The sequence below is a fragment of the Solimonas aquatica genome (genome assembly GCF_900111015.1).
Lineage (GTDB): Bacteria > Pseudomonadota > Gammaproteobacteria > Nevskiales > Nevskiaceae > Solimonas > Solimonas aquatica.
In genome coordinates, this window is sequence record NZ_FOFS01000004.1 from 55,458 (window position 1) to 75,861 (window position 20,404).

The following is a 20,404-nucleotide window of genomic DNA, read 5'->3' on the forward strand; positions in this document are numbered from 1 at the left end:
TGCAACTGAATCGAACTTCCTGTTCGATTCTCCCACTGCGCTCGCTGCGCTGCTCGGTGCGAGGCAAAGGGGGTTAAAGGCAACAGCAAAGCAGAGCTTCGCGCGCGAAGCTGCTGTGGCTTTTGACTTTGGGGTCCCCGTCTCTGGCGCTGAGCTGTGCGGCGAGCGCAGGGGAGAGCCGAACAGGAAGTTCGGCTCAGTTGCAGCCACGCCAGGGATGGCGTGTCTGCGACGGCCCCGAGCACGTTGCACAGCTCAGGGACCGGCGCAGCCGGCGCCAGAGCCGGGGTGTGCTTTCTCTTGCTTACTTCTCTTTGCACAAGCAAAGAGAAGTAAGTCCGCCGCCGGAGGGCGGTGGAAGAAGCCAATCAATCGAGAGCCAAACCCAGCAGCAAACAACAAAGCCAAAGCGGCGGGTTACGGCGCTGCGCGCCTAACCTGCCCTACGGTTGGCGTCATGGTTGACGCTAGCTTTGCGCGCAGCGTCAGCATCGGAGGCCACGCGCCATGATGGACCTGCCCGACCGCCTCCTGCCTCCCGACCGCAGCCACTACGGCGCCCCGCTCGGCGCACAGTGGGACGGTCGCGGTGTGCTGTTCTCGCTGTTCTCGCAACACGCCGAACGCATCGAACTTTGCGTGTTCGATGCCGCCGGGCGTCATGAGCGTCGCTATGCCATGCCCGATTGCAGCGATGGCATCTGGCGCGGCTACCTGCCCCAGGCACGGCCGGGCCTTGCATACGGCTATCGCGCTTACGGGCCCTACGAGCCCCTGCATGGTCATCGCTTCAATGCCCACAAGCTGCTGCTCGATCCCTACGCACGCCAGCTGCAGGGCACGCTCAGATGGCATGACGCGCTGTTCGCCCATCGCATCGGCTCGCCCAAGGGCGATCTGTCCTTCGACCGCCGCGACAGCGCCGCCTTCATGCCCAAGGCCGTGGTGGTGGACGACTACTTCGACTGGGGCAACGAGCACGCGCCGCGTACGCCCTGGTCGGACACCGTGATCTACGAGATGCATCTGCGCGGCTTCTCCATGCGCCGCGAAGAAATCCTGCCGCATGATCGCGGCACCTTCGGCGCCCTGGGCCATCCCGCCAGCATCGAATATCTGCAGCGCCTGGGCGTGACGGCCGTTGAACTGCTGCCCGTACACGCCTTCGTGCATGACCGCTTCCTGGTGGAAAAGGAACTGGTCAATTACTGGGGCTACAACACCCTGGCCTATTTCGCGCCGCATCCGGCGTATCTGTCCGACGGCACCCTGGGCCAGCTGAAATGGGCGGTGAGACAGCTGCACGCCGCCGGCATCGAAGTCATTCTCGATGTGGTCTACAACCACACCGCCGAAGGCAACGAGCTGGGACCGACGCTATCCCTGCGCGGCCTGGACAATGCGAGCTACTACCGCCTGCTGCCCAATGAGCCGCGCTACTACATCAACGACACCGGCTGCGGCAACACCATCAACAGCTCGCATCCGCAGGTGATCCGCCTGGTCATGGACTCGCTGCGCTGGTGGGTGAGCGAGTTTCATGTCGATGGCTTCCGCTTCGACTTGAGCTCCACCCTGGGCCGCGAGCCGCTGGGCTTCGACACCGGCGCGGGCCTGTTCGACGCGATGATGCAGGACCCGCTGCTGAGCCGCTGCAAGCTGATCGCCGAGCCCTGGGACCTGGGGCCCGGCGGTTATCAGCTGGGCCGGCATCCCGCCGGCATGGCGGAGTGGAACGACAAGTTCCGCGATGAGGTGCGCCGCTACTGGCGCGGCGACGCCGGCATGCGTCCGGCGCTGGCGGCGCGTCTGCAAGGCTCGGCGGAACTGTTCGATCATCATCGCCGCAAGCCCTGGGCGAGCCTCAACTTCATCACCGCGCATGACGGCTTCACCCTGCGCGATCTCACCAGCTACAACGTCAAGCACAATCTCGCCAACGGCGAGGACAACCGCGACGGCAACGACCGCAACGACAGCTACAACTGGGGCATCGAAGGCGAAACCGGCAACGAAGCAGTGCTGGCACAGCGCGCGCGCATCCAGCGCGCCATGCTCGCCACCCTGCTGTTCTCGCAGGGCACGCCCATGCTGCTGGCCGGCGATGAGTTCGGCCACACGCAGCAGGGCAACAACAACGCCTACTGCCAGGACAATGAGCTGAGCTGGCTCGACTGGTCGCTGCCGGACTCGCCGCCGGGCGCGGAACTGCTGGAATTCAGCCGCCGCCTGCTGGAGCTGCGCCGCAGCCAGCCCCTGCTGCGCGCCGACTACTTCCAGCACGCCCGCCTGGAACTGGCCGAAGATTTGCGTGATGTGCACTGGTTCGACGAGCGCGGCCAGGCCTTGAGTTCTGGCGACTGGCACAACGCCAATGCGCGCCTGCTGGGGCTGCGGCGCGCGGCGGCGCGCGAGGACGAGCGCATCGAGCTGCTGATCGTGCTGTTCAATGCCGACAGCGGCGCGCATCGCTTCCAGCTGCCGCCGCCGCTGGCCGAGTATCAGCTGCTGCTGGACAGCGCGCAGCCCGGGCGCGGCGTCGAAGCAGTCGCGGACATGCAGATCGAAATCGTCGGTCACAGCCTGATGCTGCTGACCGCCACCTATCTTCCGAGTCGCGGAGTCGCGTCATGAGTTCGCCGCAGCTGCAGGACCTCGCCGCCATCGCCGGCATTGCCACGCAGTGGACCGATTATCGCGGCGTCTCGCGCAGTGTCTCCGACGACACCCTGCGCACCCTGCTCGAAGCGCTGGAGCTGCCCTGCGCCAGCGCGCAGCAGCTGGCCGATTCGCATGCCCGCGCCCGCGCCGAGCAGAGCCAGTCACAGCTGCCGCCGCTGCTCACCGCCAGCAGCGACGCCGAGCTGCTGCTGCCCGCCGGCGAACTCGACGAGGGCGCGCAGCTGCCGGTGCTCTGCGAGGACGGGCAGCGCCTGCTGCTGAAGCTGCATCGGCGTGACGCTGCACATCTGGCGGCGGACACGCGCCTGCCGCCGGGTTATCACCGCGCGCAGCTCGCGGATCGCGAAATCACCCTGGCGGTGGCGCCGCCGCGCTGCCATGCCATCGCCGACATCGCGCCGCAGTCGCGGCTCTGGGGCATCGCCACGCAGCTCTACGCGCTGCGCGCGCCGCAGTGCACGGGCTTCGGCGACTTTGCCGCGCTGCGCGGTTTCGCACAGGCCGCCGCTGCGCGCGGCGCCGATGCCGTGGCGATCAGCCCGGTGCACGCGCAGTTCGCCGCCGACGTGAATCACTACAGTCCTTATGCGCCCTCCAGCCGCCTGCTGCTCAACACGCTCTACGGCGACCCGGCGGAACTGATCGGCGAAGCCGGCCTGCAGCTGCTGCTCAGCGAGGCGCGCCTGGCCACCGAGCGCGAACGTCTGGAACAGCTGACGCTGATCGACTGGCCGGCAGCCGCGCGCCTGCGCCTGCAGCTGCTGCGCACGGTGCACGCGCAGCTGCGCGAGAGCCTGCGCGAAGGCGGCCGCCATCACAGTGAGTTCAGCGCGTTCTGCAAGGCCGGCGGCGAGGCGCTGCTGGACCATGCGCGCTTCGAAGTGCTGCATGCGCGCGAGCTGGCGCAGGGGCGCTGGCACTGGCGCGACTGGCCGGCGCCGCTGCGGGATGCGCGCTCGCCGGCGGTGGCGCGCGCGGTGGCCGGCGATACCGAGGAACTGGAGTTTCATCTCTTCGCGCAGTGGCTGGCGGCGCGCAGCCTGTGCAGCGCGCAGGCGGCGGCGCTGGACAGCGGCATGCGCATCGGCCTGATCGGTGATCTGGCGGTGGGCACCAGCAGCGGCGGCAGCCATGCCTGGAGCCGTCAGCACGAAATGCTCAGCGGCATCTCGGTGGGCGCCCCGCCCGATCTGCTCAATGCCCTCGGCCAGAGCTGGGGCCTCACCGCGTTCTCGCCGCGCGCGCTGCGCGCGCATGGCTACGCGCCCTTCATCGAACTGCTGCGCGCCAGCCTGCGCCAGGTCGGCGGCCTGCGCATCGATCACGTGCTGGGCCTGCGCCGCCTGTGGCTGGTGCCGGAAGGCGCGCAGGCCACGGCCGGCGCCTACCTGCAGTATCCGCAGCAGGATCTGCTGCGCCTGATCGCACTGGAGTCGGCGCGCCACCGCGCGGTGATCATCGGCGAAGACCTCGGCACCGTGCCCGAGGGCTTCCGCGAGCAGCTTCAGGAAAAAGCCCTGATGGGCATGCGCGTGCTGTGGTTCGAACGCGATCATGGCCTGTTCGTGGAGCCCGGGCGCTGGAGCGCCGAGGCCATGGCCACCACCACCACGCACGATCTGCCCAGCGTCGCCGGCTGGTGGTATGGCCGCGATGTCGACTGGCGGGTGAAGCTGGATCTGCTGGAGCCGGGCGTCACGCCCGAACAGGAACGCGCCGTGCGGGCGCGGGATCGTCAGACACTATGGGCGGCGCTTCGCTACGCCGGCGTGGCCCAGGGCAGCGATGCCGCGCCGGAATCCGCCGAGCCGGCCATCGATGCCGCGCTGCGCTTCGTGGCGCGCACCCCGGCGCCGCTGGCGATGGCGCCCATCGAAGATCTGGCCGGGCTCAGCGAACAGCCGAACCTGCCCGGCACCATCGCCGAACATCCCAACTGGCAGCGGCGCCTGCCGCAGGAGAGCGAGGCGCTGCTCAATGGCGCATCGGCGCGCCTGGCGCTGCTGCGCGAAGAACGCCCGCGCCACGACTAACGGTCGGTTGCGCGCAAAGTGAAGGTCAACAGGCCCTGGCTTCAGCGCCGTCGCCAGGCGTTTTCCTTGACGGGCGAGCGCAGCAGCCTGCCACCGCTGAGGGATGCGCGCTTGGCGTTGCCTGGGCAGACGCCGCTTTGCCGATAGCTCAGCGCCGCTGCCAGCATGCCTTCCCCGGCATCACCCGGTTCGTGGCTGTAATCGTCATCGACCGCGCAGGTCGGCGTGAACCCATCGGCGTAATCACCAAAGCCCTTGGCATTGGTGCCGGAGAACTCGATGGCGAAATAGCTGATGCCGCAGTTGTCCTGGGCGTAGAAACCATAAGGCTTGCCGCAGCTGGTCTCGCCGATCAGCACCACGTCCACATCGACGCCGCGCAGGCTGTTGATCACCGCCTCGCTGGCCGAGCAGGTGTCGCCGGTGAGCAGCACATAGAGGCGCTGCAGATTCAGCTGTGGCAGCGCGGTGCCCTCCGGCAGCGAGGCATCGAAGCCCTGCGCCGTGGCGTGAAACGGCGTGGCCGCATCCCCCGCCGCGCGCGGATTCTTGTCGTTGAAGCTGAGCCGTTCGAAGACCTTGTTCTGCGTGGCGCTGGCGCCGGCGATCATGTAGGCCAGCTCGCTGGCGATATCCAGATAACCGCCGCCGTTGTAGCGCAGGTCCAGCACCAGATCCTGGATGCCGGCGGCGGACAGCTGCTGCACCGCCTCGTACAGCGCACCCTCGGCGGTGGCGATGTGATCGTTGAACAGGATGTAGCCGACCTTGCCACTGGCGGTTTCCAGGGTTTTCACCAAAGGCACCGGCCGCTCGGTAAAGGACTGCGCGGTGAGCACCAGCTCGCGCGTGCCGCTGCTGCCGAAGTCCTGGATGTTGAAGCGGTGCTGCTCGCCGGCACTGGCCGGAAACAGGCCGGCGTTGAGCGTGTCCACGCCCGCCTGCGTGCCGTCATTGACCATATCCACGCCGTCGATGGCCAGAATCTGCGCTCCCCGGGCGATGCCCTGCGCGTCCGCCGAGGTGCCGGCATCCACCGCCACCACCACCGCCTGACGCGGCGGCCGGTTCGCCACCAGACGGATCTGCATGCCATACCCCACACTCAGGCCCTCGCTCGACTGCGCGTTCCACTCGTCCGTGGGATAGACGAAGCTGAACGGGTCCTTGCGCTTGCCGCTGCTGGTGATGGCGGGCGTGCGCAGCGCCTTGAAGTAGGCCGCCATCGCGTCGTAGACCGAGCCATAGGCGGCCAGGCTGTAGGCACTGGCGTTGACGCCGGGAATCTCCGGATACCAGAGATAGATCTCGTGCATGTAGGCATCGAGCCAGCGCTGCTCGCTGCCCAGCGTGCCGGCGCGATCCGTGTAGCGCTTGCCGGTGTAAGGATCGACACCGCTGCGCGGCGCCATGCAGATCTGCGCCAGCTTGTCGGAAGCCAGCTGCGCACCGCCACCACCCCCGCCACAGGACGACAGCAGGCCCGCCAGCAGACAGGCCAGGCAGCCGACAGCGGTCTTGAGCCTCAGCATGGCGCATTTCCCGTCAGACCAGAACCGGAAGGCAGTGTAGTTTGCCGGCGGCGGTCCGGGCACTCGGGCAAACCCGCAAGGCGATCCAGCGCACGCCTTGTCCCGGCGCATGGCGGCAGCCACGCGCGCTGATTATCCTTGCGCCCATGAGCCAGCCCCGCATTCATTTCCCCGTCCCGCTGCAGAGCGATACCACGCTGACGCTGCCCGAGGACGCCTATCGGCATCTGGTGCAGGTGCTGCGCCTGCGCCAGAACGAGCGCTTCATAGCCTTCGACGGTCGCGGCGGCGAGTATGAAGCCGAGATCATCGAGATCGGCAAGCGCGAAGCCCGTGCGCGCATCGGCGCCTTCGTGAACGTGGCGCGCGAATCGCCGCTGGACCTGATGCTGGCGCAATGCATCGCCAAGGGCGAGCGCATGGACTACACCCTGCAGAAAGCCGTGGAGCTGGGCGTAACGCGCATCGTGCCCCTGCTGTCCTCGCGCAGCGTGGTGCGTCTGGACGCCGAGCGCTGGGACAAGAAGCTGGAGCACTGGCGCGGCGTGATCGTCAGCGCCTGCGAGCAATCCGGCCGCACCCGGGTGCCGCAGCTTGCGGACGTTGAAGCCTTGCCCAGCTGGCTGGATCGCGAGGATGCGCACGGCGAGCGGCTCACGCTCGATCCGCTGGCACATCACGGCCTGCGCGAGCTGCCGCCGCCGCGCGGCCCGCTGACGCTGCTGGTGGGTCCGGAGGGTGGTCTTTCCGAACACGAACTGCATCGCGCCCACGAAGCCGGCTTCACCGGCATCCGCATGGGCCCGCGCGTGCTGCGCACGGAGACAGCAGGCATTGCGGCGCTGGCCGCGATGCAGGCAATGTGGGGCGACTGGGGCGGCACCCCACCACCATAAGCGCCGCTGCCGCGACGCGAACGCCAGTCACACTCGAAGCAGTAGGGCGGGTCAGGCGCGATAGCGCCGTAGCCCGCCGGGCTTTGCTGTGGTCTTTGAATGGTTGCTCTTGATCCGATGGTCGTTTCGTCCGCCGCCGGAGGGCGGCGGAAGAAGCCAATAGATCGAGCAGCACACGCAGCAACAATCAGCAAAGCCATGGCGGGTTACGGCGCTGGTGCGCCTGCCCCGCCCTGCAGGTCTACGATTTACGATTGATGCGCGGAGAACTGCGGTTCAGCGTTGCGCGGTGCTCAGGGCTTGCACGCCGCGCTCGCCCACGACCAGCAGTCCGCTTGCGCCTTTCACCACCGCCGACAAGGAGCCCTCGCCTGCGCGGCCCAGTTGCGCCTGGCTTTGCGCACAGCCCGCCACGCGCAGGCTCAGGCCATCGGCGCCGACCAGCAGCAGCTCCTCGGCGCTCAGCGCCGTGCCGCCGAAAATGGAGCGCGTGGTCTGCGTGGCGACGCTGTTCCAGTCCTGCGTGCCCGGCGCGGCGCTGCAGAACACATTGCCCCGCAGGCCATAGGCCACAGCACCGTGCTCACCGAAAGGCAGCACGCCGAACAGCGAACCCTGATAAGGAATCGTCAGTGCCGACCACTGCCTGCCATCCTCCGACTGCGCGGCAAAACCCGCCTCGCCCACCAGCACGAAGCGCCCGTCGGCCAGCCGCGTGATGGCATTGAGATGACGCCCGGCTTCGGCGAACAGACCGGGATCGGCGTTGCGCCAGTGCTCGCCGCCGTCCTGCGTGTACAGGAACAGACCGAAGCTGCCGATGGCATAGCCTTCCGTCGCGGACAGGAACAGCACGTCCAGCAGCGGCTTGTGCTCCTCCGGCTGGAAGTTCTGCAATTGCCAGCTCTGCCCGCCATCACGGCTGCGCAGAATCACGCTGTCATGACCCACGGCCCAGCCGTTCCGGTCATCGACAAAACTCAGCGCCGTGAGCAGCGCATCCACCGGCACCCTGGCTTGCAGCCAGTGCTTGCCGTCATCGGAATAGACGATATGCCCGCGCTCACCCACCGCCACCAGACGCGCGCCGGCCCGCGCGATGTCCAGCAGCAGACCTTGCGCCGCCAGCGGCGAGGGATCGGAAGGCTGCGGCGCAATCGCCGCGCGCGCCGACTGCATCAGCGCCACGCCACCGCCCAGAACCGCCAGCGCCAGACTCATGCCCAGAACCACCGTGCGAAGGGATTTCATGGCGCGGACACTCCGGCGGCCGGCACCATGGGGGCGGGCGCGCGACGCAGCAGGAAGGCAGCGAAGGCCGGCAGCAGCAGCACGGCGGCCACGGCATTGGCGAGGAACATGATGGTCAGCAGAATGCCCATGTTGATCTGGAACTGCAGGCCGGAGAGCAGCCAGGTGCAGACGCTGGCCGCCAGCGCCAGCGCGGTGACGATCACCGCCTTGCCGGTCTGGTTGAGCGTCTCCACATAAGCCTCGCGCAGCCGCATGCGCCGCTCCATCACGCACTCCTCCAGCACGCTGAAGATGTAGATGCCGTAGTCCACGCCGATGCCGGCGGCAAACGCGGCCACCGGCAGCGTGGAGACCGTGACGCCGATGTCCAGGAACACCATCACCGCATAAGTCAGCACCGAGACCGCAGCCAGCGGCAGCAGCACGCAGACCAGGCCGGCGAAGCTGCGGAACGACAGCCAGACGCAGGCGGCGATGCAGACGTACAGCCAGAGCAGCACCTTCTTGTCGGACTCGCGCACCGTGTCATTGGTGGCGGCCATCACCCCGACATTGCCGGTGGCCATGCGCAGCTTCACGGCGCTGTCCGGCTTCTGCGCGGCGATGAAACGGTTCACGCCGGCCACCACGCTGTCGATGGTCTCGGCCTTGTGATCCCTGGTGAAGATGAACATCGGAATGGCGCTGCAGTCGGCATTGAGCAGGCCGCTAGAGGTGGGGAACTGCTGGCCGGCCAGCACCAGACCGTCGCTGTCGCGCGGCAGCGTATAGAACTTCGGATTACCCTCGTTGAAGGCCTGGAACACGCTCTTCTCGGCCTGGATCAGCGAGATCGTGGACTGCACACCGGGGATGCCCTTCATGTGCCAGGAGAAGCGATCGATCTCGGCCATGGTGTCGTAATCGATGCAGCCATTGGCCTTGGTTTCGGCAATCACCTTGATCACGTCCACGCCAATCGCAAAATTCCTCACGATGGCCTCGGAGTCGCGGTTGTAGCGCGAGTCGGGCTTGAGTTCCGGCACGCCGGCGTGCAGCTCGCCGTACTTGAGATCGCGCGAGATGTATTCGGCACCGGCCCAGGCCGCCGCGCCGGCCAGCAGCACGACGATGGCCACCGGCCGCTCGGTGATGGCCGACAGCGCCCGCCACAAGGGCAGGAACATCGCGTCGCGGCGCTGCTGGTGCTGACGGAAGCGCTCGGGATCGGGAATCTTCACGTAGGACAGCAGGCAGGGCAGCAGGATCTTCTTGCAGACGATCACCGCCACCAGGCCGAACATGGCATTGATGGCCATCTCGCGCACGATGCCCACCGGAATCAGCAGGATGGTGCCGAAGCCCACGACATTGGTGAGCAGCGCGGTGATGCCCGGAATCACCAGACGCTTGTAGGTGTTGCGCGAGGCCTCGAAGCTGCTGCAGCCCTTGCTGGCAATCTCCAGCAGCCAGAAGCTGGTGATCTGGATGCCGTGCGAGACGCTGATGGCCAGCACCAGGAACGGCACCAGAATCGCGAAAGGGTCCAGGCCGTAACCGGCCATGTGCAGAATGCCCAGCTCCCAGACCACGGCCAGCAGTCCGCAGCCCAGCGGCAGCAGCGCCACCTTGGCCGAGCCGGTGTACCACCACAGCACCAGCCAGGTGAGAAACAGGGTGAGGCCGAAGAAGCTCACCACTTCCAGCGTGGCATCGGCGATGTCGCCCACCACCTTGGCAAAACCGGCGATGTGGATGTCGACGTTCGGGTTGTAATCCGGATTGGGCACCGCCTCAACCGTCAAGGCATGGCCCTTGAGCTTGAGCGGCGCTTCCTCGCCGGGCAGCTTGAATTCATGGTCGCGCCAGGAAAACCACAGCCCACGCGGGTCGGTATAAACCGATGCCATCGTCTCGCCCGCCGCATGCGCGCCCTGCGCCTGCCTGAGCTTCAGGTCATACCGCGTCGGCGACAGGAACTGCTGGCGCACCGCTTCGATCTTGTGCGCCACGGCGATGGTGTCGAGCCGCTGGCCGGTGACCGGATCGCTTTCCAGAAGCTCGCTGAACACCATGGCGCCGCGCTGATCATTGGCGACCAGACGGCCGATGATGCCGGCCTTGGAAACGTTGGAGCGCACCTGCTTCATCATCTCCGGCGTCGGCGCGTACTCGGCGGGGATCACATTGCCGCCCTGGAAGCCGTCTTCCACGGTTTCCAGATAACGCACGTCCGGCGTGAAGATGGAACTCACCCGCGGACGGTCCACGCCCGGCGTGAAGAACACCGCCTTGGTCAGGCCGCGCAGGGTTTCCAGATAGCGCGGCTCGTAGATGTCGCCCTGCCCCTCCTTCTGCACCAGCGCAAACAGCACGGTGTTGGCACCACCGAACTGGCTCTGGTACTTCTGGAAGATCTGGATGTAAGGGTGATTCTTCGGCAGCTGCTTGTCGAAGCCGGCATCCAGACGCAGATGCGCGGCCTGCCAGGCCATCAGCAGCGTGACCAGCGCAATCACCGTCAGCGTGATCGGGCGCCGTCCGAACACGATCGGCTCGGTGAGCCGGATGAACAACTGCGAGAAGCGCCCGCGCGGATCGCTATGCATCCTGATTCTCTTTACGTGGAAAGCCGGCCCTGGTGAAACCGGACGCGAGCACCCCGCGCTCGCGTCCGGCCGATACGCTTACTTGTTGGCGCGCTTCTGCACGGCATCCGGATCGAAATAGCTCTCGTCGAACTGCCGCGTGTAGTCGTTGGGCTGATCCTCGTTGGCCAGCGCGGTGATGAAGTAGCGGCCGGTGTCGAAGTGATAGATCACCTCCGGCAGCGTGCCCGAACCCAGCACATTGGCCAGCGCCACCATATGGCCCTCCTGGAAACGGAACAGATTGCCGTTGGCGTCGTAGCAGTCCACCGCCACGATCTGCCAGCCGTCCTCGTCCAGATAGAAGCGGCGCTTCCTGAAGGTGTGATTGGTGCCGGCACGCAGGTCCGCGTCCACCACCCAGGTGCGGTGCAGCTCGTAGCGCGGCAGATCCTGGTTGAGATGCTTGGGCCGCACGATGTCCTTGTACTTGGTCTTCGGTCCGGCGATCAGGTTGGAGTTGTTCGGGATGTACATCTCCTTCTTGCCGACGATCTTCCAGGTGTAGCGGTCGAGAATGCCGTTGAACATATCGACCTGGTCATAGAACTGGTGACCATCGGTGCCTTCCGCGGGGTTGTCGCAGCACACCGTGGGCGCGCGCCGGATGCGCTTGAGCGCCGGCGCATACAGCCAGGCCTGACGCCCTTCCGGACCCGCGCCGGCGCGCTCGTGCACCAGGATCAGGGTGCCGGCCAGACGCGGCGGACCCTGGATCTTGGAGAAGTACTTGATGAACAGGCCCGCGTCCTTGGTCAGCGGCACGGGCTTGGCGATCGAGCCGTAATAGAACTTCACGTCCTCGACGATGTTGGTGAACTGGAACGTGCCGTCCGGCTGCACGATCATCTGGTTGTTGTAGCGCGTGGCGGCTTCACCCCGGAACTTGAGCTTGTGGTTCCAGATCACCTCGGCGCCGGACTTCGGAATCGGAAACGGAAAGCCCAGCGAGCAGCCATCGGGATTGTCCACGCCCAGCAACTGGCACTTGGTCGCGTTCACCGCCGTGGCCTTGTAGATCTCCGCCGGCCAGGCCACCTGACGATGACTGGGGTAGATGTTCATCTTGTAGCTGTCGAAGGTCTTGAGCAGGTACTTGTGGCCTTCGCTCAGCTTGTCGGCGTACTGCGCCATATTGGCCTTGGTGATGGTGAGAACGGGCTTCTCCGCATCGATGGCCGCGTCGCTGGTGTACTCGCCCTTGAGCGAGGCCGCCGGATGCTGCGTCAGAGGCGTCCAGGCCGGAATGGTGCCGGCGGCATTGCCGGCCTTCTCCGCGCCGACCGGCGTCAGGGTGTTGCCCAGCTTGGCCGCCTCGTCCGCGCTCACCGCCGCCGTCGCACTGCCGCATGCCAGCATCGCGGCGGCGGCGATCATGATTCTGCCTGCTCTGTACATCGCCTCTCTCCTTAGCAAGACCCACTGGCGGGAGCGCTGCGCGCCCGCGCCGATTTCAGAATGAATACTTGAGAAACACGCGCGCGCTGTCGCGGTCGCTGAGCAGGTTCGCGGCACTGGCGCCGGCAATCAGGCGATAGCCCAGGTTCACCGAGAAGTTGGAGCGGTAACGCACTTCGATGCCGGTGTCCCAGAGGATGCGGCCCTGCACATAGTTGGCAGCCAGGCCCGGCGAAGTGCCGTAGACGTCGTGCTTGAAGATGATCTGCGGCTGCACGCTGATGCCCGGCAGCACGGATTCGTAGCGGATCAGAATCACCGCCGCATAACCGCCGGAGAACTTGTCCGGGAACAGCGATTTGTTCTGCTGGTGCGGATTGAAGCGCACGCCATCCGGACCATACGAGCAGGCTTCATTGGTGGAACAGGCCATGCGCGAGCGGTCCGCACCCGAGCCGTCGGCGCCGGCGCTGGCGTGGTACTGCAGCCCCGGCGCTTCCAGCTGCAGATGATCCAGCGCCGGCAGATCCGGCACCACATTGCCGCCCAGTTCCAGCAGCCAGATCACCTGATCGGCGTGAATCAGATGCGGCGTGAAATCGGTGCTGCCTTCCACATAGGTGCCGCCCAGGTCATAGGACAGGCTCTGGAAATACTCCCAGCCGCGGATATAGGAATTCGCCGGATTCATGCCCACGGTGCCGCCGCGATACGGCACCACGAAGCTGGGAAACGAACGCCCGGAGCCGGGAATGTCGCCGACCGCCGCGAAGATGATGTCGTTGTAGGCGCCCGGCGTGCCCTGCTCGTCCACCACGTAGCGGCTGCCCGGATAGGTGCCCACGGTGCCGTCGGCCTTGGTGCCGATGCCGGGCACCGAACCCAGGCCCGCCGGGCAGCCCGGCGCGATATGGCAGTTGGACAGCGAAGGCCCGAAGGCCGCCCAGGCCAGATCGATCACCGCCACCTGCATGGGATCGCGCGGACGGTAGGCCAGCTCCGCCTGCAGCGCCCAGTCACCGATGGTGGTGTTGAGGCTCAGGCCGTACATCTGGATGTTGCGCGGGTATTCCAGCACCAGCTTGGCCGAGTCCAGGCCCAGGGTGTCGGAGGTGGCGCCGGCCGGATCATTGGGATTGGTGATGCCATGCAGCAGCGGCAGATCGGGACAGGCCAGGGAGAAGCCCAGCGTGGTGGTGCTGTCCTTCATGCAGCTGCGATCCACCGAGTACAGGCTGGCGATGGGAATGCGCGAGTGATAGTTGGCGAAGTACAAACCGATGTCGGTGCCGTCGTTGAGCCAGTCGGCGTAATACTTGAGCTGGATGCCGTACTGGCCATCGCTGTTGGGTTCACGATCCGCCAGACGCTGGATGCGGCCGCTGGTATTGGTGATGCCGGACAGCGGATTGTCCAGCAGCATGCCCACGCCATCCGGATCATCGGGCAGCTGACCGAAGCCCAGGGTCACATAGCGCTGTCCACCGTTGTGGACATTGATGTCCACCGGCGAATAGAAACCGCCGGCGGCGGGCGCCTGCAGCGGCTCCCACTCCAGCTGATAGAAGGCCGACAGCGACAGGCCGTCCATCAGTGCGGTGGACAGCGAGACCATGTTCAGCGGCGTGTAGAAATCATCCAGGCCATTGCCGCCGAGGCGGAACAGATTGTTGAGGTTGGGCGGGTTGGCGATGTTGAGCGAACCCAGGAACTCCACGGTCGCCTCGCCCCAGGACACCTGCTGGCGGCCGACCCGGAAGCGCACATCGTGCTCCCAGGGCGTGGCCAGCGCGCCGTAGAAATTCAGATCCTGCAGCACGATGTTCTTGCCGATCTGGCCCAGGGTCTGGCGATCCTTGCGCGGCACCTTCATGCGCTGACCCGGACCATAGACGATGCCGCAGGGCTGGCCGCCGGGATTGCGCGCCGCCGGACAGGGCGTGGAGTCGTTGCGCACGCCCAGCACCGGAATCGCGGTGGGATTGGACAGCAGCTGTCCGAGCACGTTGTCGGACAGTCCCAGGCCGCTGACCAGGGGCGAGAGCGCGGAGAGCACCTGCGAGACATTGCCCAGCCGCACCAGCTCGGTCCCAGGCGTGGAGACGAAGCCCGACTGCTGATAGTTGTCGCGGGTGATGCGGTTGGCGTAGGTCTCGTCGAAGTTGTCGTTGACCGGGTCCCAGAACGCAAAGCCCTTGACGAAGAAGCCGGCATCTTTCAGCCAGCCGTGATCGCCGAAGGTGACGGTGAGATCCTGGTTGAGACGCACGCCGGACTGCGTGATGTCCCATTGCTCGTAGTTCAGATCGCCCTGATCGAAATTGGACGAGGCATAGCCCGGCGCCGCGACGAAATGCCGGGACACGAAATCCTGGGTGCGGAACAGGCCCTGGCAGCTCTGGTAGAGCAGCTTGCCCTCGGCATCGCGGCCGCAGACGTTCGGGTCCAGCGCACCCTTGGCCAGCTTGCGCGAATCCTGGGCTTCCACGCGCAGTTCCACGCCGCCGATCAGCGTGGTGTTGGAGACCGCCTCGAAGGATTCACCATCGAACCAGGGAATCCGGAATTTCGAGGCCAGCGCCGGCTGCGCACTCAGCGTCAGCAGCAGCGCCAGCGCGCAGCGCCGCAGCCGCTTTCCCTTCCTGAACGAAACCGCAGCAAGCCTGGCCGTCACGGGCACGCGGACTCCCATCGTTCTCTCCTCCCTGCTGTTACCCCGTTCCGGGGCTTTGGGCTCTGTCGGCCCGAGTGCTTTGCCGGCGGCTCGCGCCGGCCGGAACATCACCCGCGATACGCTACCCTCAGGGCGCCCGGCTCATATCGTCAGAAGTGATGATCCCGGCCGGTGACGCCGCAAAAAAAAGACGAGCCCCGCAGCGCGGCAAACTCACTGTGCCCAGACCACGCCGCGCCGCTGCGCCGACCAGACCGGAAACTGCGTGCCGTAGAACTTCTCCACCTCGGCGCGCTTGATCTTCAGCGTGGGGGTGAGAAAGCCGTTGGCGATGTTCCACTGCTCCGGCACCACCACCAGAAAATCCAGGCGCTCGTGCGGATCGAGCCGGGCATTGATCTCCAGGCGCATCGCCTCCAGCGACCGGCTCAGCGCCTCGCGTTCCTGCGCTGCGGCGCGGCAGCGCTCCCACTCGCCTGCCGCCAGCATCAGCAGCGCAAAGGGCTGGGCAAAGCCCAGACCGGCCACCAGACTGGCTTCCACCTTGGGATGATTGTTGAGCGCGTTCTCGATCGGCGCCGGCGCCACATACTTGCCCTTGCTGGTCTTGAACTGCTCCTTGGCACGGCCGGTGAGCGTAAGCCGGTTCTGCGCGTCGATGCTGCCCAGATCACCGGTGCGCAGATAACCGTCCTCGGTGACGGCTTCGCGGGTGCGCTCCGGATCGTTGTAGTAGCCCAGCATCAGGCAGGGGCTCTTCACCAGCACCTCGCCCTTCTCGTCCAGCTTCACGCTCACGCCGGCCTGCGGCACGCCCACCGAACCCGGCAGCGAATGACCCACGGCATTGCCATGCGAGACCGCGAAGTTTTCGGTCATGCCATAGCCTTCGAGAATCTCGATGCCCAGGCGCCGGTACCAGTGAATCACCTCCGCCGACAGCGGCGCGGTGCCGCTCATGGCCACGCGCACCGCGTCCAGGCCCAGGGCCTTGCGGATCTTGCGCCGCACCAGAGCGCCGATCAGCGGCAGCGACAGCAGGCGGTCCAGCTTCTCCTGCGGCTGCCTGGCCTGCACGGCCATCTGGAATTTCAGCCACAGCCTCGGCACCGACAAAAAGATCGTCGGTCGCGCGCGCTGCAGATCGCGCGCGAAAGTCTCCAGCGCTTCGCAGAAGAACACCCGGCAGCCGCAGCCCACCGACAGCAGCTGCGACAGCAGACGGTCGGCGACATGCGCGGTGGGCAGATAGGAAATGAGCCGGTCCTCGGGCGTGGCCTGCACCTGCTCGATCAGCACGCGCGTGGCCTTGGCCATGTTGAGGAAGGAATGCATCACGCCCTTGGGCACGCCTGTCGTACCCGAGGTGTAGATGATGGTGGCCAGATCGGCGCCGTCACGGCGCAGCTCGCCGGACAGGCCGCTGTAGCGACCCAGCAGCGCTTCGTATTCTTCGCCGCGCGAAGGCGCTGCCTCCGGCAGACGGATCATCGGCAGTTCGGCGGGCACGCCGCCGGCCATGCTCTCCCAGTCATCGAGCTTGCCCACGATCAGCGCGCTGGCGCCGCTGAGTTCCAGCACCTGACGCACCGAGTCGCCGGTGAGGCTGGGATAGATGGGCACGCTGACATGCCCGGCCGCCCAGATCGCAAAGTCGGCGATGAACCACCAGGCACTGTTCTTGGACAGCAGCGCGATGCGGCTGCCGGGCGCGTAAGTCTTCTGCAGATGCTCGGCCAGCTTGCGCACCTGCGCCAGACCCTCGCCCCAGGTGAAGGTCTTGACCTCACCGTTCTTGAGCGGCTGCACCAGCCAGGTCCGGCCGGGGCTGCGGCTCTCCCACTGGCACAGCTGCTCCAGCGGCAGAAACGCTTTTTGCTGCCGGGCCGGGGCCTGCGGCACCTGCGCGTTCATGCGCGGCCAGCCCGGCGGCTCGCAGCCGCATGGTTCCACAACGCGAAACTGCGCATGGACACCCCTCCCTCGTTCTTTGTTGTCTGAGCCCGAGACGCTAGGCCCCGGGATGGGCTGGCGTCCTCGTCATTACTGACGATCCGCCCCCCGGCGGCCCTCAGCCAGCCCGGCGCCATCGTCACATATGACGATGCCGGCGCGGTAGGGGCTTGGGCAGGCTATGCGGCATCGATGACCTTGCCCCGAGAGCCGCCCATGCACCACATCATTGCTCCCGACAGCCTGTCCGCCGCGCAGCGCAGCCAGCTGCAGCTGCTGACCCGCGCCCCGGCGTACGCCTGGCCCACGCTCATGCTCTGGGCCTTTGTGATGATCAGCCTCAGCACTTCCTATGTGCTGGGCTTCGCCGGCCTGATGCCGCTGTGGCTGGGCGCGGTGATCAACAGCCTGCTGGGTTACATCGGCTTCACCCTGGCGCATGACTGCATCCACCGCGCCATGTGCCGCGACACCAAGCTCAACGACCGCCTGGGCCAGATGGCGCTGTGGCTGATGCTGCCGTACGTGCACCTGGGCCTGTTCCGCTGGGGGCACATCCAGCACCACCGCTTCACCGGCGACGCCCGCGACCCCGATCTGGTGATGCAGGGCCCCTGGTGGCAGCTGCCCTTGCGCTGGGCCTTCATCGACCTGCTGTATTTCGTCTACGTGCTGCGCATGGGCGATGCCGTGGCGCGCGGCTTCCTGCGCAAATCGCTGATCGGCACCGCCATCTTCCTGGCCGCAGTGGCCGTACTGATCTGGCAGGGCTATGGCGAGCAGGTGCTGATGCTGTGGCTGATTCCCTCGCGCCTCTTGCAGATGATGCAGGGCTTCGCCTTCTTCTGGCTGCCGCATGTGCCGCATGACACGCCGCAGTCGCAGAACTTCACGCGTGCCACCACGGTCCGCCTGGGCCACGAGTGGCTGCTGGACCCGCTGCTGCAGTTCCAGAACTACCACCTCATGCATCACCTCTACCCGACCACGCCCTTCTACAACAACGGCAAGGTCTGGCGCCTGCTGCGTCCGCAGCTGGAGCAGCACGATCTCGCGATCCAGAAGGGCTTTGCCATCCATCCCGAAATCCATCTGGCGCGCAGCGCCGGCTGATCCAACACGATACGGAGAACCCCGTGCGCAAATGGCAGTGCCGCTACTGCTCCCACATCTATGACGAAGCCCTCGGCGATCCCGACAACGGCATCGCCCCCGGCACGCGCCTGGAAGACCTGCCGGAGACTTGGCTGTGCCCGGACTGCGGGGCTGGCAAGCACGACTATGAGCTGCTCGCTTAACACCGAGAGTTTCGTAGGGCGGGTTAGGCGCGCAAGCGCCGTAACCCGCCATGGCCTTGCGGGTCTTGGCTTAGTGTGTCTCTCGATCTCGCCTTGGTTTCGTGCGCCTCCGGCGCCCGAGGTACTTCTCTTTGCTCGTGCAAAGAGAAGTACCCAAGAGAAAGCACGCCCTACGCCTCGCATCCGTCGCCGCTGTCGCGGCGCCGGCAGCCTGCGCTGCTCACGTGCTCGGGGCCGTCGCATACAGGCCATCCATGGCCTGTATGCAACTGAATCGAACATCCTGTTCGATTCTCCCCTGCGCTCGCTGCGCTGCTCGGTGCGAGGCAAAGGGGGGTTAAGAGCAAAGCCACAGCAAAGCACAGCGCAGCGACGCTCGTCGCGCAAAGCTGCTGTTGCTTTTGACGTTGGGGTCCCCGTCTCTGGCGCTGAGCTGTGCGGCGAGCGCAGGGGAGAGCCGCTTGGCAAGGGCGGCTCAGTTGCGGCCACGCCAGGGATGGCGTGTCCGCAACGGCCCCGAGCACGTTGCACAGCTCAGGCACCGGCGAAGCCGGCGCCAGAGCCGGGGTGTGCTTTCTCTTGCTTACTTCTCTTTGCACAAGCAAAGAGAGCAGAAGCGACCTACGGGGGAGCTTCTGCGGCCGCCGCCGGAGGGCGGCGGAAGAAGGCAATAGATCGAGAGATAAACCCAACAACAACCAGCAAAGCCCTGGCGGGTTACGGCGCTGCGCGCCTGACCCGCCCTGCGGGTGACAGACCTTGCGAGTCTGCTCACGCACAACACGGCATTACCCATCACCATCAGCCCGCCGGCTTCAGCCCGACGCAGGAGACACCATGAGTCACGCCTACATCTACGACCACATCCGCACGCCACGCGGCAAGGGTCGCCCCGACGGCGCGCTGTATGAGGTCACGCCGATCCAGCTTGCCACGCAGACCCTGCAGGCCCTGCGCGACCGCAACCGCCTCGACACCGCGCTGGTGGACGATGTGATTCTCGGCTGCGTGGCGCCGGTGGGCGAACAGGGCGCCAATGTCGCGCGCGTCGCCGCGCTCAATGCCGATTACGCGCAGCAGGTGCCGGGCGTGCAGCTCAACCGCTTCTGCGCCTCGGGCCTGGAAGCCGTGAATCTGGCGGCGGCGCAGATCGCCGCCGGCCATTCGCAGGCCGTGGTCGCCGGCGGCGTGGAGTCCATGAGCCGCATCGCCATGGGCGCCGATGGCGGCGCCTGGTCCAGCGACCCGCAGGTGGCCTGGAAAACCTACTTCACGCCGCAAGGCATCGGCGCCGATCTGATTGCCACGCTCGACGGCTACAGCCGCCGCGATGTCGATGCCTACGCCGTGCAGAGCCAGCAGCGCGCGGCGGCGGCCTGGGCCGGCGGCGCGTTTGAAAAGTCCGTCGTGCCGGTGCGCGATGTGATCGGCGAGGTGCTGCTCTCGCGCGATGAGCACATGCGCCCGGGCACCACGCTGGAATCCCTGGGCGAGCTGCGCGCCGCCTTCGTCGAGATGGGCGAGCAAGGCGGCTTCGACGCCGTGGCCCAGCAGCGTTATCCGCAGATCGAGTCGGTGCGCCATGTGCATACCGGCGGCAATTCCAGCGGCATCGTCGATGGCGCCGCCGCCGTGCTGCTGGGCGATGCAGCCTTCGGCCGCGCCACGGGGCTCAAGCCCCGCGCCCGCGTGCGTGCCTTCACCTCCATCGGCAGCGAGCCGGCGATCATGCTCACCGGCCCGGCCAGCTGCACCGAGAAGCTGCTCAAGCGCTGCGGCATGAACCTGCGCGACATCGACCTGTTCGAGATCAACGAGGCCTTCGCCTCCGTGGTGCTGCGCTACATGCGCGCCCTGGACCTGTCGCCGGAGATCGTCAACGTCAACGGCGGTGCCATCGCCATGGGCCATCCGCTCGGCGCCACCGGCGCGATGCTGTTGGGCACCGTGCTCGACGAACTCGAACGCCGCAACAAGACCACCGCCCTGATCACGCTCTGCGCCGCGGCCGGCATGGCCACCGCCACCATCATCGAACGCATCTGAGCGCTCCTGCG

12 protein-coding genes are annotated in these 20,404 nt (G+C 66.5%); 6 read left to right on the forward strand and 6 right to left on the reverse strand.

What is annotated here, in order from left to right; genetic code table 11:
- Positions 1-507 precede the first annotated feature (507 nt).
- Positions 508-2,634, forward strand: a complete 2,127-nt coding sequence (gene glgX, locus BMY12_RS05935; RefSeq protein WP_093283374.1) for a glycogen debranching protein GlgX — start codon at positions 508-510, stop codon at positions 2,632-2,634.
- Complete coding sequence (gene malQ / locus BMY12_RS05940; RefSeq protein WP_093283376.1) at positions 2,631-4,715, forward strand: 4-alpha-glucanotransferase; 2,085 nt, start codon at positions 2,631-2,633, stop codon at positions 4,713-4,715. The genes glgX and malQ overlap by 4 nt, the downstream gene beginning before the upstream one ends.
- 41 nt (positions 4,716-4,756) lie before the next feature.
- Here malQ and BMY12_RS05945 read toward each other — a convergent pair whose 3' ends face one another.
- Positions 4,757-6,247 (reverse strand): S41 family peptidase, encoded by a 1,491-nt coding sequence (locus BMY12_RS05945; RefSeq protein ID WP_177188865.1) that lies wholly within the window; start codon positions 6,245-6,247, stop codon positions 4,757-4,759.
- Positions 6,248-6,393: 146 nt separating this feature from the next.
- On the opposite strand from BMY12_RS05945, the gene BMY12_RS05950 reads away from it, so the two are divergent.
- Positions 6,394-7,143: a 16S rRNA (uracil(1498)-N(3))-methyltransferase gene (locus tag BMY12_RS05950; RefSeq protein ID WP_093283381.1), complete on the forward strand. Its 750-nt coding sequence runs from the start codon at positions 6,394-6,396 to the stop codon at positions 7,141-7,143.
- A 276-nt stretch (positions 7,144-7,419) separates the two neighbouring features.
- Here the strand turns inward: BMY12_RS05950 and BMY12_RS05955 are convergent, their stop codons facing one another.
- The 5 genes from BMY12_RS05955 to BMY12_RS05975 form a co-directional block, all read right to left on the reverse strand.
- Positions 7,420-8,394, reverse strand: coding sequence for a WD40/YVTN/BNR-like repeat-containing protein (locus BMY12_RS05955; RefSeq protein WP_093283384.1), 975 nt, complete (start codon positions 8,392-8,394; stop codon positions 7,420-7,422).
- Positions 8,391-10,985: an efflux RND transporter permease subunit gene (locus BMY12_RS05960; RefSeq protein ID WP_093283386.1), complete on the reverse strand. Its 2,595-nt coding sequence runs from the start codon at positions 10,983-10,985 to the stop codon at positions 8,391-8,393. Before BMY12_RS05960 ends, BMY12_RS05955 begins: the two co-directional genes overlap by 4 nt.
- 78 nt (positions 10,986-11,063) lie before the next feature.
- Positions 11,064-12,401: a DUF1329 domain-containing protein gene (locus tag BMY12_RS05965; protein WP_245732379.1), complete on the reverse strand. Its 1,338-nt coding sequence runs from the start codon at positions 12,399-12,401 to the stop codon at positions 11,064-11,066.
- A gap of 76 nt (positions 12,402-12,477) precedes the next feature.
- Positions 12,478-15,114 (reverse strand): DUF1302 domain-containing protein, encoded by a 2,637-nt coding sequence (locus BMY12_RS05970; RefSeq protein WP_177188866.1) that lies wholly within the window; start codon positions 15,112-15,114, stop codon positions 12,478-12,480.
- Positions 15,115-15,309: 195 nt separating this feature from the next.
- Positions 15,310-17,010 carry an AMP-binding protein gene (locus tag BMY12_RS05975; RefSeq protein WP_093283858.1) on the reverse strand — a complete coding sequence of 567 codons (1,701 nt, stop codon included), beginning with the start codon at positions 17,008-17,010 and terminating at the stop codon, positions 15,310-15,312.
- 255 nt (positions 17,011-17,265) lie between these two features.
- Here BMY12_RS05975 and BMY12_RS05980 point away from each other — a divergent pair, with 255 nt between their 5' ends.
- The 3 genes from BMY12_RS05980 to BMY12_RS05990 all read left to right on the forward strand — a co-directional run bounded on the left by BMY12_RS05980 (position 17,266) and on the right by BMY12_RS05990 (position 20,393).
- Positions 17,266-18,162, forward strand: a complete 897-nt coding sequence (locus tag BMY12_RS05980; RefSeq protein WP_177188867.1) for a fatty acid desaturase family protein — start codon at positions 17,266-17,268, stop codon at positions 18,160-18,162.
- A gap of 23 nt (positions 18,163-18,185) precedes the next feature.
- Positions 18,186-18,347, forward strand: a complete 162-nt coding sequence (locus BMY12_RS05985; protein ID WP_093283397.1) for a rubredoxin — start codon at positions 18,186-18,188, stop codon at positions 18,345-18,347.
- A gap of 837 nt (positions 18,348-19,184) precedes the next feature.
- Positions 19,185-20,393, forward strand: coding sequence for an acetyl-CoA C-acetyltransferase (locus BMY12_RS05990; RefSeq protein WP_093283400.1), 1,209 nt, complete (start codon positions 19,185-19,187; stop codon positions 20,391-20,393).
- Positions 20,394-20,404 lie beyond the last annotated feature (11 nt).